This window comes from Pontibacter pudoricolor (genome assembly GCF_010092985.1).
Lineage (GTDB): Bacteria > Bacteroidota > Bacteroidia > Cytophagales > Hymenobacteraceae > Pontibacter > Pontibacter pudoricolor.
In genome coordinates this window covers 3,506,704-3,525,339 of sequence record NZ_CP048106.1, presented here as the reverse complement: position 1 = coordinate 3,525,339, position 18,636 = coordinate 3,506,704, and the positions used below count along the sequence as shown (strand labels likewise).

Sequence of the window (18,636 nt, the reverse complement as noted above, 5' to 3'; positions counted from 1 at the left end):
CTCACGGCACCGCAACAAAGCAAAGGCGCTCAACCCAAAGACTGTGATCTTTCTCATAGCAACCAGTATCTATAATTTGAACCAGTTAAGCTTCGACCTTTATCGTGGCTATATTTCCGTAGGGACAGGTCGCGACCTGTCCGATCCTGGTCTGTAACTATAAAACTATAGCCGCTAACTATAACTATAGCAGAAAGTCCCCCTTTGAAGGGGGCAGGGGGATGACAAACGGAAACTAAAAAACGATAACTAAAACTATAGCAACAGCCGTAATTCCCCTCTTGGGAGGGCAGGGTGGGTTAAAACAGCAACTATAAAACAAAATCTAAAACTATAACAAAGGCCAAAAGCTCCTTCCCCTCTTCTGGGGTAGGGGCCCTTGATAAAAGGGGAAGGCTGGGAAGGGGTAAAACGCCAACTATAGAACTATAACCTAAACTATAGTAAAGGTCTCATTTCTCTTCTAACAGGATCCTTTCAGGATGACAGATGGAGAAGTAGCCAAAACCTCCTCACCTCAGACTACCGGGAAGCGGGTTCGAAGGTAGCGAGCGTAGTGCAGAGGAGCAGGGCGTTTGGACCAAGGAAACCATAAAACCAGAACTCCAACTAAACCAGAGATAGAAATTCCCCTCAGAGCTGACATGGGTTAAAACGCTGATTATAACGCTATAACCTAAACTACAACTAACCTCAATTCCGGTTCAAGCTATTAAGACAATATACTTATTACAGTTATCTACGAAAAAAATCGTATATAAAGTTTCCATTTACGAAAACATTCGTATAACTTAGTGATGCAGCTGTAACACTTTAACTTTTGTCTTTTAAGAACTATGAACCAGAACCAATCTTACAAACCAACCGAAGCCGAACTGGAGATTCTGCAGGTGCTGTGGCAAAACGGCCCTTCGACGGTGCGTTTTGTGCACGATGTACTCAGCGAAACCAAGGATGCCGGCTACACCACTACCCTGAAGCTGATGCAGATAATGGCCGAAAAAGGCATCCTGGAAGCCGATAAATCAAGTAAGTCGCATATCTTCAAGTCCCTTATGTCCGAGGAAAGTACGCAGCAACGTTTGCTGGACCGCTTCCTGGATACAACTTTCCGGGGATCAGCCTCCAAGCTGGTGATGCAGGCACTGGGCAGCCAGCACACATCCAAAGAAGAAATAGATGAAATAAGAAACCTGTTAGATAAACTGGAAGGAGGTAATAAATGAACCTGATCTCACAACTGGCTTCAGAGGCGTTGGTAAAAGCGCTCGGCTGGACCTTACTGCATTCGTTATGGCAGGGTGCACTGGTGGCGCTAACACTGGCGTTGCTGCTGGTGCTACTGCAAAAACATAAAGCAACGTTGCGTTATTTTATGGGCACTGGCGCTATGCTGCTGCAACTACTTCTTTCAGCGGCTACCTTTTCTTATTACTATAGTTCGGCTCCCGAAACTGCAACTATAGAAGTCCGCAATGGCGCAGTATTACTTTCCGAAAGCACACCTATAGTTGCGGCTGCAGAGGTTGCAACTATAGCAGACCCTTTCACTACAGCACAGCTATATTTTGAGCGGCACCTGCCGCTACTGGTGACGCTTTGGTTGCTGGGCCTTGTAGTTATGGTTCTCCGGTTCTTAGGCGGACTGGCTTTTATGCAGCGTTTACGTTACCGCTCTGAAGTACTCGGAGTTAAGTGGCAGCAGAGTTTGCAGACTATAGCCTCGCAGATCGGTGTAAAGCAAACGATACAATTGGCCGAATCAGCAATGGTAAAGGTGCCGATGGTTATCGGGTTTGCCAAGCCGGTTATTTTATTGCCGGTTGGTGCGGTAACAGGTTTAAGCGCAGCGCAGGTAGAGGCCATTCTTGCCCACGAGCTTGCACATATTCGCCGCAACGACTTTCTGGTAAATCTGCTGCAGTCTATAGTTGATATGCTGTTCTTTTATCATCCGGCCATGTGGTGGATGTCGGCGGTGGTGCGCGATGAGCGCGAGAACTGCTGCGACGACATGGCAGTGGCTATTTGTGGCAACTCACTTGTCTATGCCCGTGCCCTGGCCGCGATCGCAGAAATGCAGCTCCCGGCTACACCAAAACTGGCCCTGACCCTGGCAGGCAGAAAAGGATCTTTACTAAGTCGTATTAAAAGACTGGTAGAACAGCCCTCTTTGCGCCCTACATTTTCAGAAGGATTTATGGCGGCCCTGGTTATAGTTGTTAGCATGGTCTTTTTGTCGGTTGGCGCTATGGCTGGTATGAAAGATGAGCCTGCAGCTAAAATGCTACCTGCTGACGAATCTATAGCTGAAGAAAGAACTGAGTTTATAGTTACAGTACCAGAGTCGGAAGAAAGTTATTCTGCTTACTCGTTTACTGCCCAGGATACCACGGGTAAGAAAAAGGATGTCGTGATCATCAAGAACAAGAAAGGGGAAGTGACCGAATTGTATGTAAACGGCAAGCAGATACCGAAGAAGGACATACCGGAATATAACGCCCTGATAAACCAGCGCCTGGAAGCCGTTAAAAACGCACCTAAAGCCAGCCGCGTGGAAGTAGACCGTGAGATAATCAGCGAACGGAAAGCCGTTGCCGAAGCCCGCAGAAGTAACCGTAACAACCGCGAAGAGCGTCATTACGAGTACAGGGTTCTGGTTGACAAGGATCGGATGGCTGTTCCGCCGCCGCCACCTGCCCACCAGCACCGGGCGTTCGGGCACCTTTAGCGCCAATGGCTCCAATGGCACCTATGTCTCCACCACCAGCGCCTCCTGCTCCTCCGGTTATGCCGCTTAACCTGGATGGCAAGAACAAGACTGAACTAAAAAAACAACAGAAACAATACCAGCAGGATCTGAAGCAGTATGAGAAAGATATGGAGCAATTCCATAAAGACATGCAGCAGTTTCAGGCGGAAATGAGCGCGCATTCGCAGCGAATGGAGGACGAAGCAGGTAAACGTGTAGAAGTTGACGTTCGCCGGATACAGGGGCAGCACGACGCTGCCATGCGCCGCCATGAGCAAAGTATGCGAAGGCACGACGAAAGTATGAAACGCCATGAGGAGAGCATGAAGCGCCACGAAGAGATTTCCGGAGTGCTTGACAAGGTGAACGAAGAGCTGGTAAAAGATGGCCTGATAAAGAATAGCTCCGAAAAAGTGGACTTTAAGATTGACAACACAGGGTTATACATCGATGGCAAAAAGCAGTCGCAGGAAATTTACAACAAGTACCGCAGCATGATGAAAAACAGCGATGGAAAACCGTTTAACTATACTTATAAAAAAGACGGCAAGAACCGTGAGGTCAGGGTTGAAGACTGATCTGTAACCAAACTATACCTATAAAAAGGGCTGCCATGTGCAGCCCTTTTTTATTTACCGGCCTATAGCTGCATGGTATTCTATATAGTTCACTGAATATTACTAACTTGAACTGTAGAACTTGTTTAACCCGCTAAAACGAGATCGGGAGTAAAAAACTGTAACGTGCAACAAACGACCTGAATACCTTTTATACTCTAGTACCGTAATTTGCGTAAAAGCAATTTAGCAGTTGAGCCCCGGTATCACGCGCGCACCTGTTACAACTATACATATAATCTCTTCTATGAATACTATCTACAACGGGTATAGTACAACCTTTAACCCTACCCGCAGCAGGCTGATACTGCTGTGCCTTCTGCTGCTCTTTACCCAGAAGTTATTTGCTGATAATAGGATGCACATGATTCCGGTAAGCCTGGAAAAACGTGTGCAGGCTGCCGATGTGGTGGTTGAAGGCGAAGTAATCTCTAAAAGATCTTTCTGGGATGCGCAGCGCGAAAACATCTATACTTCCAACATCATTAAAGTATATAAACTATTTAAAGGCACGTTGCAGGAAACGCAGCTGGAAGTAATAACCGATGGCGGCACCGTTGGCCTGGATAAACATGTGTACTCGGTGGCGCTGACTTTAAAAGAAGGGCAGCAGGGGCTGTTTTTTCTGAAGCAGCAAAACAGGCTCACCAATACCCCGGGCAATACGCGTTATAGTGCGCGGCCTTATGCCAGCGAACAGGGCTTTATCCGGTATGATGTGCAGGCGCAAACGGCACAGGGCGTTTTTGATAGCTATAGTTCTGTAGAACAGGTGTACCGGGCAATTACCAAAAATACAGGAACGAACTATAGAACTATAACTACCAACAAGAAACTACAGGCTGCGCCACAACAGCAATCGCAGAAGCAAAACAACGTACTGGCTGCTGTTATCACGGGTTTTAGCCCTAAAACAGCAAGCGCAGGCACCAGAACAGTGCTGACTATAACCGGAACTGGCTTTGGCAACGTGCGCGGCAAGGGCTTTGTATCTTTCCGTAACGCTGATGATGGTGGCAAGACCTTTACAAAGTCTCCGGAAGATGCTTACCTCTCCTGGACCAATACGCAGATCAGGATGTACATCCCATCCGCTGGGGAAGATGGGGGAACAGCCGGCACCGGAGAGATAAAGGTAACGCCGGATGGGGGAACTGCTTTTACAACTACAGATAAGATAACGATCATATATGCGTACAGCAATCTCTACGAAGACTCCATCTCGTACCAGCCTGCGCTTATTGATGTAGATGGCCAGGGTGGCTACACGATACACTTTGCACCGAATATGCAGAGCAGCACTAATGCACGCGAGGGGTTTACCAGGGCCATGAACAGCTGGATATGCAACACCAACGTGAACTGGAAAATAGGTGCCCCAACATCTATAGATAAGAGCGCTGCCGACGACCAGATAGTTATCACGTTTAAGCCTGAGTCTACGGTAGGCGAAGATGTGCTGGCCCGTACGCTGAGCCGTTACCGCGGCTGCCAGGTAGTAGCTACCGGTGTAATAAACTGGTGGATGTCTGAATTTGACATGGAAATTAACAGCAACATTACCTGGGAGTATGGCCCCGGGCCTCCTGAGGGCCGCCAGTTCGACTTTGAAACTGTTATGCTGCACGAGTTAGGCCATGCCCACCAGCTGGGCCACGTAATTTTGCCGCAACGCGCAGTAATGCACTACGCCCTCGAGTTTGCCAGAGCCTTCCGCGACCTTAGCCCGGAAGATATTGAGGGCGGCAAAGTAGTAATAGCAAGCAGTACGCAGGAGAACGTAGCAACTGCTTGCCGCAAGCCGGTTATGAAGCCGAAACTGGATGGCGTTTGTAACCTGGCAGAAGAGGTAGCTACCTTACAGGCAGACTTTAACTCGGAGCACGATGTAGTAGTAACCTGGGAGGCAGCAACGGAGGAAAATATTGTCCGTTACGTGATTGAAAGAAGTGAAGACGGCATAAACTTTACAGACATAGGGTCGGTAGATGCCGCTGCTGAAAACAGTTTTACCGATCAGGACCCTCTGCGTGGTACAGGCTATTACAGGCTGCGTGTGATCTATAAAGATGGCTCTTTCAAGCTCACGTTTGTGGCAAGAGTAACAGACCCTAGTTTTCTGTTTAAGTTTGAGGTGGCGCCAAACCCGGTAGGGGCCGACCAGAAATTCACCGTAAGGTTCCTGGTAAACAAGAATACGCCCATGCAGTTGTATCTGTATGACACCTCCGGGAAAATAGTGCGCAACTTCGAAACAACGTTTACGGACATGAACCTGCCGCTGGAGTTCGACATGACCGGTATTTCGGCTGGCGTTTACATTCTTAAATGGAGCTCCGGACAAAGCAGCGGAACTACTAAGATTGTGAAATTATAAGCTACTATAGAAATGGGTGGGCCGGAACAATTTGCGTCAGGCCCACACTTGTTTTATATTTTAAACTATAGTTATATCCATAAAAAAAACGGGCGTGCCACTTGCCGGAACAAATGCACGCCCCACAAACTCTAACACTTTATTTTGCATAGGTGCAATGTCATAATCTGTTGCCAGACAATGTATTTAGAGCTGCCTATTTGTTTTTTTAGCTTGGAAAGGTTCGAAGATCTGTTACAAAAGAATGCCTATAATATCCATTCTGCAAGGCTATTTGCATGCCCTTCGTAACATCAGTATTTTCAGTCTTTGTTTTGCATAAAATGCGTTTACAGCTGGTATTGCAACAAACAATGGTTAAAAAAAAGGCTGTTTTCCTGGCAGTCGTAACATTAGTGTGTTAAAATGTTAGCTGTTAAATCAGGAAATATTTTGAGTGAGGTATTTATTCAGATAAAACTATATTTGATGTATGAACCGCTGAGTTGCGCTACCGATGGCTAAAAAGCGACGTAAATTTACTCAATGCCCCAACTGTGGCTACACTTTTGAAGAAGCGTACAACTATTGCCCTAACTGTGGCCAGGAAAACCACGACCTGAATGTACCGGTTAAGCACCTGATAGCTGAGTTTTTTGAAGGCACACTGCATTTTGATACCAAAATTTGGCAAACGCTGAAGTTGCTTATTCTAAAGCCCGGCCTGCTGACAGAGAAATTTAACATTGGCCAGCGTGCATCCTATGTTCCGCCTTTCCGGTTATATGTGTTTGTCAGCTTAATTTTCTTTTTTGTGCTGGCTGTTACTACCAAAAGCAACCACCAGGAACCGGTTACAGATCAGAAGGGCAAATCGACCAGAACGTTGCTGCCAGGAGTATCCATCAGTACGAGTTTACCAGATACTTTGCTAACAGGTGCTGACTCGGCGCAGGTTAAAAAGCTGGAAGCACTTATGCAGCAGGATAAAGACGTGCAGGCGTTGGAAAAAAGCATTGGCGGAAGCGAATTTGGCCGGGAGTTTTCAGCAAAGTTTAACAGGTTTGTCAGCAAAGATCAGGAATCGACACAAAAGCTGATGAAAAACACGTCGTTTATGATGTTCCTGCTGATGCCGTTTTTTGCGCTGCTGCTATCCCTGTATTACCGTAAGCTAGGCCGCAACTATGTAGAGCATCTCATGTTTTCCATCCACCTGCATACGTTCTACTTTATTCTGATTATAGTTGCCATTCTGCTCGGTAAGCTGCTGCCTGCTATTGATCTCGGAAGTCTTATTATCGTGATCATGTTACTGTACTTATTTCTGGCATTACGGCGGGTGTATAAGCGCTCTTTTATAAAAACATTGGTAAGCCTGCTGCCCATCGGCCTTGTTTACTTAGTTACATTGTTTATTTTCCTGATGGGTACACTGGCTGTCAGCGTACTTATGAGCTAATATTTTTATTCTGTCTCTCACGTTTATTTATGCAACATACAACTACCTGGGCCAAACTGATCTCTAAAAAACGCTTCGAAAGTGCCGATAAAAAATATACTTCGGATGAATCGGTACGGGGCGAGTTTCAGCGCGATTATGACCGTATTGTATTTTCTTCGGCTTTCAGAAGGCTGCAGAACAAGACGCAGGTAATGCCCATGCCCGAAAGCGATTTTGTACATACCCGCCTTACCCATAGTTTAGAAGCATCGGTAGTGGGCCGTACGCTGGGCCGTATAGTTGGCAAAAGCATACTGGAGCGCAACCCGGCGTTAGCACAGGAAAAACACATACAGGAAGCAGATTTCGGGGATATAGTTGCCGCTGCCTGTCTGGCTCATGATATTGGCAACCCACCTTTCGGCCACTCCGGCGAAGATGCCATCTCTTCTTATTTTGAGAGCGAAGCTGCCCAGCCTTTTATGCAAAACCTGACCGAAGCCCAGCGCAAAGACTTATTGAGTTTTGAAGGTAACGCTGCCGGTTTCAGGGTGTTGACTTATACTTACCCGGAACACTGCAATTTATCCGGTGGTTTAAGCCTGACCTATACCACGCTTGCTACTTTCACTAAATACCCGAAAGAGTCGCTGCCGGTTATTAAGGAGACGAAGAACACCAGCGAAAAAAAATATGGCTTCTTTCAGACCGAAAAAGATTGGTTTAACACTATTGCCCAGGAGTTAGGCTTATTGCGTAAAGGCAATGGCGACACTGTGTTTTACCACCGCCACCCGCTGGCCTTTTTAGTTGAAGCCGCCGACGATATCTGTTACCGCATCATAGATTTTGAAGACGGTTTAAAACTTGGCCTGGTGCCTCACAGGCAAGGTATAGAATTGCTTAAACAGATCTTAAAGGATGATCCGAACCGTGTATCAACTATAAAATTCTACGACTGGCGCGAAGAGATCGGTTACCTGCGTGCCCGCATTATAGGCAAGCTGATAGATGAATGCGCTGCCGTTTTCCTGGCAAACGAGGACGCATTATTAGCCGGAACTTTTGATACACCGCTTATTAATCTGCTGGAGTGCAAACCAGTGCTAGACGAGATCAAAATACTTTCCATTAAAAAGATTTACCGTAACAAACCGGTGCTGGAAATTGAAGCCGCTGGCTTTGAAGTGTTGGGTGGATTGCTGGATGCCTGCATGAAGGCCGTATTTCTGCCGGAGTCGAAACGCCACCGTAAACTTGCCGACCTTATTCCAACACACTATATTAAACTGCCGGATTCTGTATCCGATTACGAGCGCATCATCCATATCACCGACTTCGTAACCAGCCTGACAGACCAGGCAGCTATTAACCTGTTCCGAAAGATTAAAGGTATTGAGTTGCCGAGAATGTATTAGGAGAATTACGAATTAGTAAAGCTTAAACACTACTGTCATCCCGAACACACCTTAGGCGAGAGTCGAAAAGGGCCGGCAAAGTTGTGAAAGATTCATTACAGATTATATCTGAGATAGATTTCTCCTTTCGTCGAAATGACAAAAGTGAAGGAAACACTAGCTATAACTATGGTGTTATTAATTAACCAGCGCTGATTTGATCATGATAAACTCGTTGATATTATCTGTGTTGATAACCCCTGCCAGGTGACCGTTCTCTAAAACAGGATATAACGGTGAGCGGGATTTCTGCAGTTCGGTATAAGCCACCGACAACTTATCTTTTACATCAAAGGAAATAAACTCCTGCGTCATGATATCAGCTACAGGCGTATCGGTTTTGTTTTCTTTTAAAGCCTGTATCAGCTGGCTCCTGGTAAGCGTACCGACTACATTTCCGTCCTTCTCTACAATAAATTCGTGCTCGGAGCCCATCAGCAATTTCTCCAGTGCGTCGCGTACGGTGTTGTCCGGGGTTAGGGTAACATAGTTTGTCATCATGCCTTCGCGTACACTATGGCCACGCAAAAAATCCAGGTGCTGCACCATCATGTTTTCGGTATAAGCGCCAAAGAAAACAAACAGGCCGATCAGGATAAGAAATGGATTTGTGAAGAAGCCATAGAAAACAAACACAATAGCCAGCAACTGACCAAGGTTAGCCGCGATCTGGGTGGCACGTACACGCCCCAGTTTAAAAGCCAGCAAAGCGCGCAACACACGTCCGCCATCCATCGGGAAAGCCGGAATTGCATTGAACAGCACCAGCATTATATTTACGAATAGCAGCAGGTAGAAGAAATTAGCTGGTGTGATGCGCAGAAAAAACTCATCGGAAGGAATGGCCTGTAAGCCGGGCAATACCAGCCATAGTACGACTGCGATCGCCACATTAACGGCTGGGCCGGCTATGGCAACCAACAATTCCTGTTTCGGGCTTTCGGGCATTCTTTCGAGGCTGGCAACGCCGCCTATGGGCAGCAGTGTAATCATGCTGGTTTTAATGCCGTATTTTTTAGCCGTGAGCGCATGTCCCAGTTCGTGCAGCACCACGCACGCAAAAACCGAAAGCACAAAGCCAATAGCCAGCAGAATGGTGTTCAGGTCGCTGCCGCGCTGCGCTTCCGTAAAAGCAACCCAGCCCAGTAACAGCACAAAAGTCCAGTGTACCAGAATCCTGATACCAGCAACTTTGCCCAGTGTTAGAGACCATTTCATCAGATGTGGTAGCGTAACTATACTTTATTCCATAACGAAGTGATCAGCCTTTTGTTTGTAAGCCTTTAGACTTTGCCTTTTTAGGGCTGTGCGGCGGTAACGGCATTAACCAATCTATTTTGCGAAATCACATGGGCGGTTTAGTTTATAGTAATCCTTTTCCCTTGTAACCCATGTTGTGCTGGGAAGGACTATATCCAGTCACAGACAATCAAACCTGCTTTTGAGCTCCTGAAAAGTCCTGCAGCTAGTATTACTTCATTTTTACCTCAAGTCGCCATATGCTATAAGTTTGTTAAGAATTTAACCCGCCGGAAAAGCCATCGTGCTGAGCAGGGCGTTTTCTGATTGCCGCGAGTCTAAGCGGGTATGCTGCACCACTACCGGCACATCCGACTCAAAAACGCTGGCATAGTCCGTATCAAGGGGCACTGGTGCCGGGTCTTTCAGGTCGTTAAAGCGCAGGTGTTTGGTGCGTTTTGCCGGAACTGTTACTTCGTATGGGCCAACCGGATCGCGATCGCTGAAGTATATCCATATCTTTACATGCGCGTCCTGGTCTGAGGTATTTAAAATACAGGCTGTTTCGTGACTGGTAAACTGTGGCTCCGGCCCGTTGCTGTAAGCCGGAATATAGCCTTCGGCGATGGCCCATACTTTGTGCCCGATTGCTTGTTTCATAGTATAAGTTTATAGTTTGCGGTGGTAGTTTTATAGGTACTACGGCTATAGTTTACAGTATGGTTTGGTACAGGCTGCGTTATACAATGCTTTATAGTTTATGATAGGAATAAAGGACAGAGAGTTAGAAAGGGAATTACAGTTCCAGGCATCGAGAAGCGGAGGTGCCGGCGGCCAGAACGTGAATAAAGTAGCGACCAAAGTGGAGCTGAGGTTCCATGTGGAAAGCTCTGAATTACTGACCGACGAAGAAAAGACACGAATACAGGAAAAGCTTGCCAACCGGATAACCAACGACGGCTATTTGCAGGTAGTTTGCCAGGAAGAGCGCAGCCAGTTACAAAACAAAGAGCTCTGTATTTCGCGCTTTTACGAATTGCTGCGACAGGCACTTACCCAACAGAAAAAACGCAAAGCATCCAGGCCAACAAAAGCATCGGTAAAGAAACGGCTGGAAAGCAAAAAGAAGCAGGCCGATAAAAAAGCCAACCGTGGCTACCGGGGGGATATCTGATACAGAAGCTGTTTCGTGTTTTATCTGGCTATAGTTTACGCTCTTGCTGTTTGTTTTCACCAGCAAGTGTAAAGAGCCAGCAAATTAGCTTGTTGGTGATAACACCAACAGTGGCTCGTTTTCTACTTCAGAAACTATAAACCTTTAGCAAGTTCCTTGTTAGCTGACGGATAATTATAGTATAAAAACAGATCAGGCGACAATTACAGTTGCCGCCTGATCTGTACAAAAAGTTATAGTTAGTTTGAGGTACCGGAGCCAGTGCCTGTTGGTTTTCCTTTCAGGTAAGTATCCAAAAAAGTGAGGATAGCGCTGTAGCCTTCTATCTGGTTTTCCTTTTTCACAAAGCCATGGCCTTCATCTTCAAACACCACATACTCTACTGGCACGTTGTTCTTCTTCACCGCCGCTACTATTTCATCCGACTCTACTTTTAACACGCGCGGGTCGTTGGCGCCCTGCAATACCATCAGTGGCTTTTTGATCTGGTTTGCAAAAAACAACGGCGACTTGTTATAAAGCGCTGCCGAATCTGTTTCAGGGTTCCCCATCTCTTTATACAGTGCCAGCCTGAACGACTCCCAGTACGGAGGGATACTTTGCAACGTACGCAGCCAGTTTGCCACGCCAAACAGGTTCACGCCGACAGCAAACTCATCAGGGGTAAAAGCAAGACCTGCCAGTACCATATAGCCCCCGTAACTACCACCCATAATGCCAATCTTATCTTCCGCAATGTAACCTGACTTAGCCAGGTATTCTTTTGCCTCTACACAATCTTTCAGGTCCACGTCGCCATGTTTCTGGTCATCGGCTGCGAAAAAGGTTTTGCCATAGCCCGAGCTGCCGCGGTTGTTTACAGCCAGTACAGCGTAGCCATGGTTCACGAGGTATTGCATCAGTGGGTTATAGTTCAGGCGGGTCTGGCCGCCTGGGCCGCCATGTATCCAGAGTACGGCAGGCACTTTATTGCTGGCGCTGGCATTTTTAGGCTTCATCAGCAGGGCCGGAATCTCAAGCCCATCATACGACTTGTATCTGATCACCTCTGCTTTTACCAGGTCGTCCGGGTTTATTTCCGGGTTCATGGTGTTGGTAAGCTGGGTAGTCTTGTCATTCCTGAAATCGTGAACGAAGAGGTTGCTTGAGGAGGTAGGGCTGTTCACGTAAAAAGCCATCATGTTCTCATCATCCGAAAAGTTTATGCCCGTTATATCGCCTGCCGGCACGTCCGGTAACTGCACCTGTTTGCCTGTGGCAGCCTCATAAACCTTTACTTCGGTGCGGGCATCGTTATTAATGCCGGTAACCCTGTACTTTCCATCCCGCGAAAAATAAGTGTACATAATATCCCAGTCGGCTTTCTCTACATCAGCGATTTTGCCGGTGGCCACATCATAGCTCTTCAGTTGCTGAAACTCTCCTCCTTCATCGGTCAGGAAGTATAGTTGCTTATTGTCCGGTGTAAAGGTTTCCGGTGCGTACTTAATGTCCTCTTTATGATCGGTTAATTTTTTCAGCTGCTTGGTTTCTGTGTTATACAGGTACATGTCGCTGCTGTTGGTGTTAATGCTTTTAATCAACCCGATATACTTTTTGTCACTTGAGATGGCACCAACGTCAAAACCCTGCTCATTCTGCATTACCAGCTTTGGCGTGAGTGTTTTCACATCCATTTCATAGAGATCAAAGTATCTCGCGTCGCGCTTGTTAGACAGGAAAAAGAAGCTGTTCTGGTCGTGGCTCCAGCCTGCAAAAGTTGACTTGGCCTTTGGCTCCGGGGTCAGGTCCTTTGAGGAGCCGTCGGGGTTGCGCATATACAGGTGTGTTATCTCATCGCCGCCTTTGTCGCTGGAGTACAGAATGCGCTCGTCTTTCGGAAAGTAGGAGATCACGAATATGGAATTGTCTGTTGAACTGGTGAGCTGGCGCGGCTCACCACCGGTTACAGGCACTTCAAAGGCATTGTAAACCCCCGTTTGGTTACTCGAATAAAGAACTTTTGAATTATCAGGAGAAAAGTCGCTGCCGCCGATGGCAATGGTGTTCATGAACTGCTCGATAGTGTAGGTCTTAGCCACCGTTTCAGTTGTTTGGTTCTCGGGAGTTGTGGTGCTTTGGCACCCTGCAAACAGCACCGCTGCTGCAAAAGCCACAGGCACCCAGCTTAAATGTTTTTTCATATTTTATAGTTTAGAGTAACGAAATCACTGGTTAAACTACTGAATTCCAGGCATAAAATCAACGAACTATAGATTACAAGCCCACAAAGTAACAGCAGCTGCCGGAAAAGCAAACGGAGCAGCTTTTACACTGCTCCGTAACTTTTAATCTGTGAACGATGAACAAGGGATTTATGCTGTTGACATATCAGTTTCAGATAGCCGGCAGTTTTAGCAAAACACCAACTATAGGCCTGTAAGTCTAACGTATTTTATAATAATTATTATTTAATTTTAAATTGTGTGAAGTTTTTTAAATCAGGATAGGGTTAAAGCATATTTTTATCGTTATCGGGAAAGGTTTTTGTAAAGCCCATATAGTTAACACCTGAACCCGATATGAAAATTAAAGCATTACTATTTGTCCTCATCCTTTCAGCACTAAGCATACAGGCACATGCCCAGAAATACCGAACAGCTGCCGGTGCCCGCTTCGAAAGTAACAAGGTTGGCATTTCTGTTCAGCAGAAAGTACATGACCGTGGCACTATAGAAGGTATTGCCTCATTAGGCGAGCGCGAGTACAGCGGCACTGCACTTTACGAATGGCACTTCCCGTTACTGGGAGAACGATTTAACTACTACCTGGGTGCCGGTGCGCATGTGGGCAATCTGAAAGACCATGGCGTTTTTACCGGTGCTGATGCTATTCTTGGAATTGAATATAAGGTGAATGGCCTGCCTTTCCTGCTCTCTGCTGATATCAAACCGGCCTTCCATATTAACCACGAAGATTGGGTTGGTCTTTCCTCGGGTGTATCGGTCAGGTATGTAATCGTGAAAGAAAAAAAGAAAAAGAACCCGATCTGGCCTTTCGGCAATGGCGACAAAAAAGAAGACAAGAAAAAACGTCGCGATAAAGACGAGGATAAAAAGCCCTCTATCTTCGATATTCTGAAAGGCGAAAACCGGTAACTATAGTTAAAAAGCAAAAGGCCCGGCGGGGACCGAGCCTTTTAATCAAGTGCAAGCTACATTGTTGCAGCGGGTTTGTTTTCTGTGCATTGGATCTGTTCAGGCATGGCAGGGGGCTGCCGTTTGCCGTACTGCTTTTTATAACCGCAACAATATTAGTTGGTAAACGGGTTACTTGCACTCTAGCTTAAGAAATAGCCTGCAGGCATATTCCACAGAGCAAGTTTTCACTCTAACACCTTAGACATTGCCCTGCATTGCAAATGTAAGCTATTCGTACCTGGCAAAAAAGGCAATTGGTATATGCTCCGTAACATCAGAAAATCAGACCTATAGTTTTCACAAACTGGCTTTCTAAGGCTTAAACACTGGATAGGTGTCAAAAAAAAGCCGCCATTTACGCATATCGTAACATTGGCGGCTTTAAATTATTAGCTATGAAATTAAAAATTAAGGTGAGGGTGTGTGAAAGCCCCTTCTGAAACTATACAGTTAAAACAGCCGGGACCGGGTTAGTGGCATGCTGGTAAGGGTGAACCAGCATTTCGGGGTAGTTGCGTGGTGACATTAATGATCTGGCGCTTCGTGTTTTTATCCGGGCCAGGTAGATGCACAGGAGTAGCGCCAGCAAAAGCAATAAGGCTTTCATAGTACGGGTAGTTATAGTTGGTGCTTGGTATAGTAGGCAGGTGGCGCGACCTGTGTAGCCGGTGTTATACTGTTACCTCTACAACAGGCAGTAAGTTAGGGTATTGGTTCAGCTGCTTTATCTCCTGCTGAATGGTCATCTCCTCGATATTTTCGACCGCTTGTTTTACAGCAAATCCGAAAGCAATTAAAAGAGCTAAAAGAAGAACGATAATTTTCATAGTTTTTAAATTTAATGGTTTTAGGTATTTTTTTACTGATTAGCTTTTGTGTCCTATCACTTCAACAACAGGCAATAAGTTAGGGTAGGTTTTGTACTGGTTAAGCTCATTCTGGAAGCTGATCTCTTTCTGATCGTCAGCAGTTTTTTTCATGCTGGCCCGAGACCCAGTAGTAATGCGAGAAGCAGTGCGATAATTTTCATAATTTCAGGTAGTTAGTTGGTTTTAAATTCATTTCTTTCTGATGCTTTGTAACTAATAGATGGTACTCATGGTCTAAAGGTTGCTCGGCTATCTATAATTTTTTTTATTCCTGATTGGGATATTACACTTTGCATGCCAAACCTCATAAACCATTGATTTTCAGATATTTACAATAAAACATCAGCTATATAGGCTTGTAAAAGTGTCCGGTGGCGTACACTTTTCTGTTCATAAGCGAACAAATTTTTTATTTCCGGACAGAACAGTTGCGGGGCACATCTCTTAAAATGAGGAGTTTACGGTTAGCTATAGTTGCCACTGGCAGGTAGCGGGGTTATTTTTATCTGAAATGCAGCTGGTTGCATATCAACTAAGGCAGCCAAAACAAAGTATAACTTACATTACAGTTAGCGAAAGCACATATGGAACAGGTTAAAGGAAAATTGATAGCTCTTGGGGGCGGCGATGATGAAGGTCTTATCCGGTTGATACGCTCTGAGATCTGCGACATCAACTCTAACATAGAAGTTATTGCCACTGCCACACCCAAGGCATTGGATGCCGTTGATTCTGGACACGCCTATAAAGAAGCATTTGAAGAGCTGGGCTGCAGTAGCGTGAATTTTATGCGCATAGACGAAGAGCACGAAGCAGACCAGCCTGCAAACCTGGAGCGCATCGAGAAAGCAGATGTGATATTTTTCACGGGTGGCGACCAGCTGCGCTTAGCTAAGTTTCTGAATGGCAGCAAGCTCCTCGACATCATGAGCCGCCGTTACCGCGAGGAAGACATTATCATATCAGGTACAAGCGCAGGAGCCGCCGTTATGTCTGACAGGATGATATACGATGGGTATGGTCATTACTCGCTCATCAAAGGTGAAATGAAAACAACTATAGGCTTCGGCTTTATTAATAATGTTTACATAGATACACACTTTGCAGAGCGGGGCCGTTTTGGCCGCTTAGCCCATGCTGTTGCCCATGACCCTACCCACATTGGCATCGGCCTGAGCGAAGAAACAGGTATCATTATTAAAGAAGGTGACCAGGTAGAAGTTTTCGGGCCGGGAGTGGTAACTATAATTGATGCTAGCAAAGTTAGATTCTCGCGCGTTCGGAAAGCCGAAGAAAACGAACCAATAGCCGTAGAAAACCTGGTAATGCATTTACTTACAGAAGGATACCGCTATTGCCTGCGCGACCATTTGTTCCAGCCGGTTGAGCACCAGACTACCTTAAACGGCAATAGGCTTACAGCATAATAATAACTATAACCCTGCCTAACTATAGTTGCTAAAGTATGAGATGCTTTTCTACCATTTCCCGTCTCAATTTATATGTGAATATGGATTTGGCTGGATGTGTATAGTTTATCTCTTCCCTTAACGCAGAGGGCAGGAGCTCATTTGCAACAACTTCTCCATCTGTCATCCTGTAAAGGATCTTATGGGAAGGGAGGTTAAACCATTGCTATAGTTTAGGTTATAGTTCTATAGTTGGCGTTTTACCCCTTCCCAGCCTTCCCCTTTAAAAGAGGGCCCCTACCCCAGAACAGGGGAAGGAGCTTTCGAGCTGTTGCTATAGTTTAGGCTGTAGTTCTATAGTTGTGGTTTTAACCCACCCCTGCCCCTCCCAAGAGGGGATTTTCTGTTGTAGTTATAGTTTACTTGTAGGTTTTATAGTTACAGCCTGTCGAGCGGACAGGTCGCGACCTGTCCCTACGGAACTATAACCACGATAAAGCAATGCAACTATAGCTTTCAAGTCATATGAACTATAGCTATCGAACTGATCACAGTCTTTGGGTTGAGCGCCTTTGCTTTGTTGCAGTGCCGCCAGGCAACACGAGGTAACGAGTGTAGCAAGAAAGCAGCAGCGCGATACCCGAAGACGGGGCCTCCCGGCCGTGAGGGCACCAAAGCCAAATTGAAACGATAGGTAAGTAAAGCTCCCAGGATTAGAAGCAGCTATAGAATAAAAGGCTTGGTTCAAGTTAGTAGAGTAGCAAACTATAGCACTCAGATTTCTCACTTTGTTCGAAATGACAAAAGAGGAATTATAGGACATATAAGATCCCCCGAATGACAAAGAGAGACCTTAAGCCTGTACGCTAGCGGAAGCTGTGCATTCTGCTGGGCCTTCACTTACCTAGCCAATCCTACTAAGCCTATTGATTCAAGTTGTGGTTGGAATAACAATAAAGCTATAGTTGCAATTACTTTCGTTCCTCGTTCTGGAGTTCAATGTTAATGGCGACACCAGCTCTGGCTCCTTCGGCGGCGGCAACTATAACAAGTTGCATATCGCGGGCGGCATCACCGGCCACAAACAAACCGGGTATGTTAGAGTGCTGCTGACGGCGGGTTTTGATAACTCCTTTGCTGGTAAACTCGCATCCCAGCTGTTCGCCCAGGTCGCAATGCTGCTTACTACCCGTAGAAAAGAACATTGCCTGCTGCTGCCTTGCCTGCCCGTTTGCCAGTATAATGCGCTGTAACATGCCCTCTTCTCCCTCCAGGCGGGCTATTTTATCGATGCATAGCTTTACTTCATTGCGCTCCAGCAGGTCCAGGTCTGTTTTGGTGAGTTTGTTGGTACCATCCGTAAAAAGTGTAATATCCTGGCTCCAGGTTTTCATGGCCAGGGACTGCCCTATACCGTTCCGGTCTTTGCCGTATACGGCAATAGCTTTGTCCTGGCTTTCCCAGCCATCGCAATACTGGCAGTGGTGCACACTTTTTCCATAGTATTCTTCCACACCATCTATTTCAGGCAGATAATCTGTCAGGCCGGTAGCCAGCAACAGCTTTTTAGACTTATATACGGTTCCTTCATCGTCATTCAACACAAATTCGCCTTTAGAGTATGTCGCCGTAACTATAAGTTTTTCAAATACCTCTACACCGTACCGCTTTAGTTCTTCTCTTCCTCTCTTTATAAGCTCACGCGGATTCATGCCATCGCTTCCCAGGAAACCATTCATATGTTTTGCCCAGCGGTTACGAGGTTTACCACTATCAAATACAACCACTTTCCGGCGTGAGCGCCCCAGCAGCATAGCCGCATTAAGTCCGGCAGGGCCGCCGCCAATAACTATAACATCGTACATAAATTCATTTCTATCCCAGATTTAAGACTATGTAAACGTACAGATGCCGGATCGGGTCGTAGCTGAGGAGTAAAATTTATAGTTGTGATCATCTGCGCTGCAGTTTATGTATAGTTGCCCACGCGCCTGCCCGGCGATGCTGCGAACTATAAAAACCGTTATAACAACCTCACTAAAAGCATTTTCAATCGTTTTTCGACTGAAATCAAAAAATATTTGAAAAAAAGCCATACCCGCATTAAGGCTACATATTAAATATTTCTATATTTGTTTAG

General features: G+C 46.0%; 16 protein-coding genes. 9 read left to right on the top strand and 7 right to left on the bottom strand.

Annotated elements, in window-relative coordinates:
* Nucleotides 1-836: 836 nt before the first annotated feature.
* From GSQ66_RS15265 to dgt, 6 genes are all read left to right on the top strand, one after another.
* Nucleotides 837-1,226 carry a BlaI/MecI/CopY family transcriptional regulator gene (locus GSQ66_RS15265; protein WP_162428255.1) on the top strand — a complete coding sequence of 130 codons (390 nt, stop codon included), beginning with the start codon at nucleotides 837-839 and terminating at the stop codon, nucleotides 1,224-1,226.
* On the top strand, nucleotides 1,223-2,731 hold the full coding sequence (locus tag GSQ66_RS15260) for a M56 family metallopeptidase (protein WP_162428254.1): 1,509 nt from the start codon (nucleotides 1,223-1,225) through the stop codon (nucleotides 2,729-2,731). The genes GSQ66_RS15265 and GSQ66_RS15260 overlap by 4 nt, the downstream gene beginning before the upstream one ends.
* A 23-nt stretch (nucleotides 2,732-2,754) precedes the next feature.
* Complete coding sequence (locus GSQ66_RS15255) at nucleotides 2,755-3,330, top strand: hypothetical protein (RefSeq protein ID WP_162428253.1); 576 nt, start codon at nucleotides 2,755-2,757, stop codon at nucleotides 3,328-3,330.
* Nucleotides 3,331-3,616: 286 nt separating this feature from the next.
* Nucleotides 3,617-5,746 carry a T9SS type A sorting domain-containing protein gene (locus GSQ66_RS15250; protein WP_162428252.1) on the top strand — a complete coding sequence of 710 codons (2,130 nt, stop codon included), beginning with the start codon at nucleotides 3,617-3,619 and terminating at the stop codon, nucleotides 5,744-5,746.
* A 496-nt stretch (nucleotides 5,747-6,242) separates the two neighbouring features.
* Nucleotides 6,243-7,187 (top strand): DUF3667 domain-containing protein, encoded by a 945-nt coding sequence (locus tag GSQ66_RS15245; protein ID WP_162428251.1) that lies wholly within the window; start codon nucleotides 6,243-6,245, stop codon nucleotides 7,185-7,187.
* A gap of 29 nt (nucleotides 7,188-7,216) precedes the next feature.
* Entirely contained in the window at nucleotides 7,217-8,587 is a 1,371-nt protein-coding gene (gene dgt, locus GSQ66_RS15240; RefSeq protein ID WP_162428250.1) for a dGTP triphosphohydrolase, read from the top strand.
* Nucleotides 8,588-8,764: 177 nt separating this feature from the next.
* On the opposite strand, the gene GSQ66_RS15235 is transcribed toward dgt, so the two are convergent.
* Nucleotides 8,765-9,844: a site-2 protease family protein gene (locus GSQ66_RS15235; RefSeq protein WP_162428249.1), complete on the bottom strand. Its 1,080-nt coding sequence runs from the start codon at nucleotides 9,842-9,844 to the stop codon at nucleotides 8,765-8,767.
* Between the two features lie 303 nt (nucleotides 9,845-10,147).
* Nucleotides 10,148-10,525 carry a sensory rhodopsin transducer gene (locus tag GSQ66_RS15230; RefSeq protein WP_162428248.1) on the bottom strand — a complete coding sequence of 126 codons (378 nt, stop codon included), beginning with the start codon at nucleotides 10,523-10,525 and terminating at the stop codon, nucleotides 10,148-10,150.
* A 100-nt stretch (nucleotides 10,526-10,625) separates the two neighbouring features.
* Here GSQ66_RS15230 and arfB point away from each other — a divergent pair, with 100 nt between their 5' ends.
* Nucleotides 10,626-11,039, top strand: coding sequence for an alternative ribosome rescue aminoacyl-tRNA hydrolase ArfB (gene arfB, locus GSQ66_RS15225; protein WP_162428247.1), 414 nt, complete (start codon nucleotides 10,626-10,628; stop codon nucleotides 11,037-11,039).
* A 239-nt stretch (nucleotides 11,040-11,278) separates the two neighbouring features.
* On the opposite strand, the gene GSQ66_RS15220 is transcribed toward arfB, so the two are convergent.
* Entirely contained in the window at nucleotides 11,279-13,222 is a 1,944-nt protein-coding gene (locus GSQ66_RS15220) for a S9 family peptidase (protein ID WP_162428246.1), read from the bottom strand.
* Between the two features lie 378 nt (nucleotides 13,223-13,600).
* Here GSQ66_RS15220 and GSQ66_RS15215 point away from each other — a divergent pair, with 378 nt between their 5' ends.
* Complete coding sequence (locus GSQ66_RS15215) at nucleotides 13,601-14,176, top strand: hypothetical protein (protein ID WP_162428245.1); 576 nt, start codon at nucleotides 13,601-13,603, stop codon at nucleotides 14,174-14,176.
* Nucleotides 14,177-14,660: 484 nt separating this feature from the next.
* On the opposite strand, the gene GSQ66_RS15210 is transcribed toward GSQ66_RS15215, so the two are convergent.
* Nucleotides 14,661-14,825 (bottom strand): hypothetical protein, encoded by a 165-nt coding sequence (locus GSQ66_RS15210; RefSeq protein WP_162428244.1) that lies wholly within the window; start codon nucleotides 14,823-14,825, stop codon nucleotides 14,661-14,663.
* Nucleotides 14,826-14,889: 64 nt separating this feature from the next.
* Nucleotides 14,890-15,045: a hypothetical protein gene (locus tag GSQ66_RS15205; protein ID WP_162428243.1), complete on the bottom strand. Its 156-nt coding sequence runs from the start codon at nucleotides 15,043-15,045 to the stop codon at nucleotides 14,890-14,892.
* 626 nt (nucleotides 15,046-15,671) lie between these two features.
* Between GSQ66_RS15205 and GSQ66_RS15200 the strand changes: the two genes are divergently transcribed.
* The gene (locus GSQ66_RS15200; RefSeq protein ID WP_162428242.1) at nucleotides 15,672-16,514 is read left to right on the top strand and encodes a cyanophycinase; all 843 of its coding nucleotides are present in this window, start codon (nucleotides 15,672-15,674) and stop codon (nucleotides 16,512-16,514) included.
* Nucleotides 16,515-17,467: 953 nt separating this feature from the next.
* Here the strand turns inward: GSQ66_RS15200 and GSQ66_RS15195 are convergent.
* Complete coding sequence (locus tag GSQ66_RS15195; protein ID WP_238395716.1) at nucleotides 17,468-18,361, bottom strand: NAD(P)/FAD-dependent oxidoreductase; 894 nt, start codon at nucleotides 18,359-18,361, stop codon at nucleotides 17,468-17,470.
* Nucleotides 18,362-18,388: 27 nt separating this feature from the next.
* A complete protein-coding gene (locus GSQ66_RS15190) occupies nucleotides 18,389-18,592 on the bottom strand; it encodes a hypothetical protein (RefSeq protein ID WP_162428241.1) in 204 nt (67 codons plus the stop codon).
* Nucleotides 18,593-18,636 lie beyond the last annotated feature (44 nt).

Coding starts and splice junctions, on each gene's coding strand:
- GSQ66_RS15210 (WP_162428244.1), bottom strand. CDS start 14,825: ATGAAAGCCTTATTGCTTTTGCTGGCGCTACTCCTGTGCATCTACCTG.
- GSQ66_RS15200 (WP_162428242.1), top strand. CDS start 15,672: ATGGAACAGGTTAAAGGAAAATTGATAGCTCTTGGGGGCGGCGATGAT.
- GSQ66_RS15220 (WP_162428246.1), bottom strand. CDS start 13,222: ATGAAAAAACATTTAAGCTGGGTGCCTGTGGCTTTTGCAGCAGCGGTG.
- GSQ66_RS15260 (WP_162428254.1), top strand. CDS start 1,223: ATGAACCTGATCTCACAACTGGCTTCAGAGGCGTTGGTAAAAGCGCTC.
- GSQ66_RS15255 (WP_162428253.1), top strand. CDS start 2,755: ATGTCTCCACCACCAGCGCCTCCTGCTCCTCCGGTTATGCCGCTTAAC.
- GSQ66_RS15265 (WP_162428255.1), top strand. CDS start 837: ATGAACCAGAACCAATCTTACAAACCAACCGAAGCCGAACTGGAGATT.
- GSQ66_RS15215 (WP_162428245.1), top strand. CDS start 13,601: ATGAAAATTAAAGCATTACTATTTGTCCTCATCCTTTCAGCACTAAGC.
- GSQ66_RS15250 (WP_162428252.1), top strand. CDS start 3,617: ATGAATACTATCTACAACGGGTATAGTACAACCTTTAACCCTACCCGC.
- arfB (WP_162428247.1), top strand. CDS start 10,626: ATGATAGGAATAAAGGACAGAGAGTTAGAAAGGGAATTACAGTTCCAG.
- GSQ66_RS15205 (WP_162428243.1), bottom strand. CDS start 15,045: ATGAAAATTATCGTTCTTCTTTTAGCTCTTTTAATTGCTTTCGGATTT.
- GSQ66_RS15245 (WP_162428251.1), top strand. CDS start 6,243: ATGGCTAAAAAGCGACGTAAATTTACTCAATGCCCCAACTGTGGCTAC.
- GSQ66_RS15195 (WP_238395716.1), bottom strand. CDS start 18,361: ATGTACGATGTTATAGTTATTGGCGGCGGCCCTGCCGGACTTAATGCG.
- GSQ66_RS15235 (WP_162428249.1), bottom strand. CDS start 9,844: ATGAAATGGTCTCTAACACTGGGCAAAGTTGCTGGTATCAGGATTCTG.
- GSQ66_RS15230 (WP_162428248.1), bottom strand. CDS start 10,525: ATGAAACAAGCAATCGGGCACAAAGTATGGGCCATCGCCGAAGGCTAT.
- GSQ66_RS15190 (WP_162428241.1), bottom strand. CDS start 18,592: ATGGCTTTTTTTCAAATATTTTTTGATTTCAGTCGAAAAACGATTGAA.
- dgt (WP_162428250.1), top strand. CDS start 7,217: ATGCAACATACAACTACCTGGGCCAAACTGATCTCTAAAAAACGCTTC.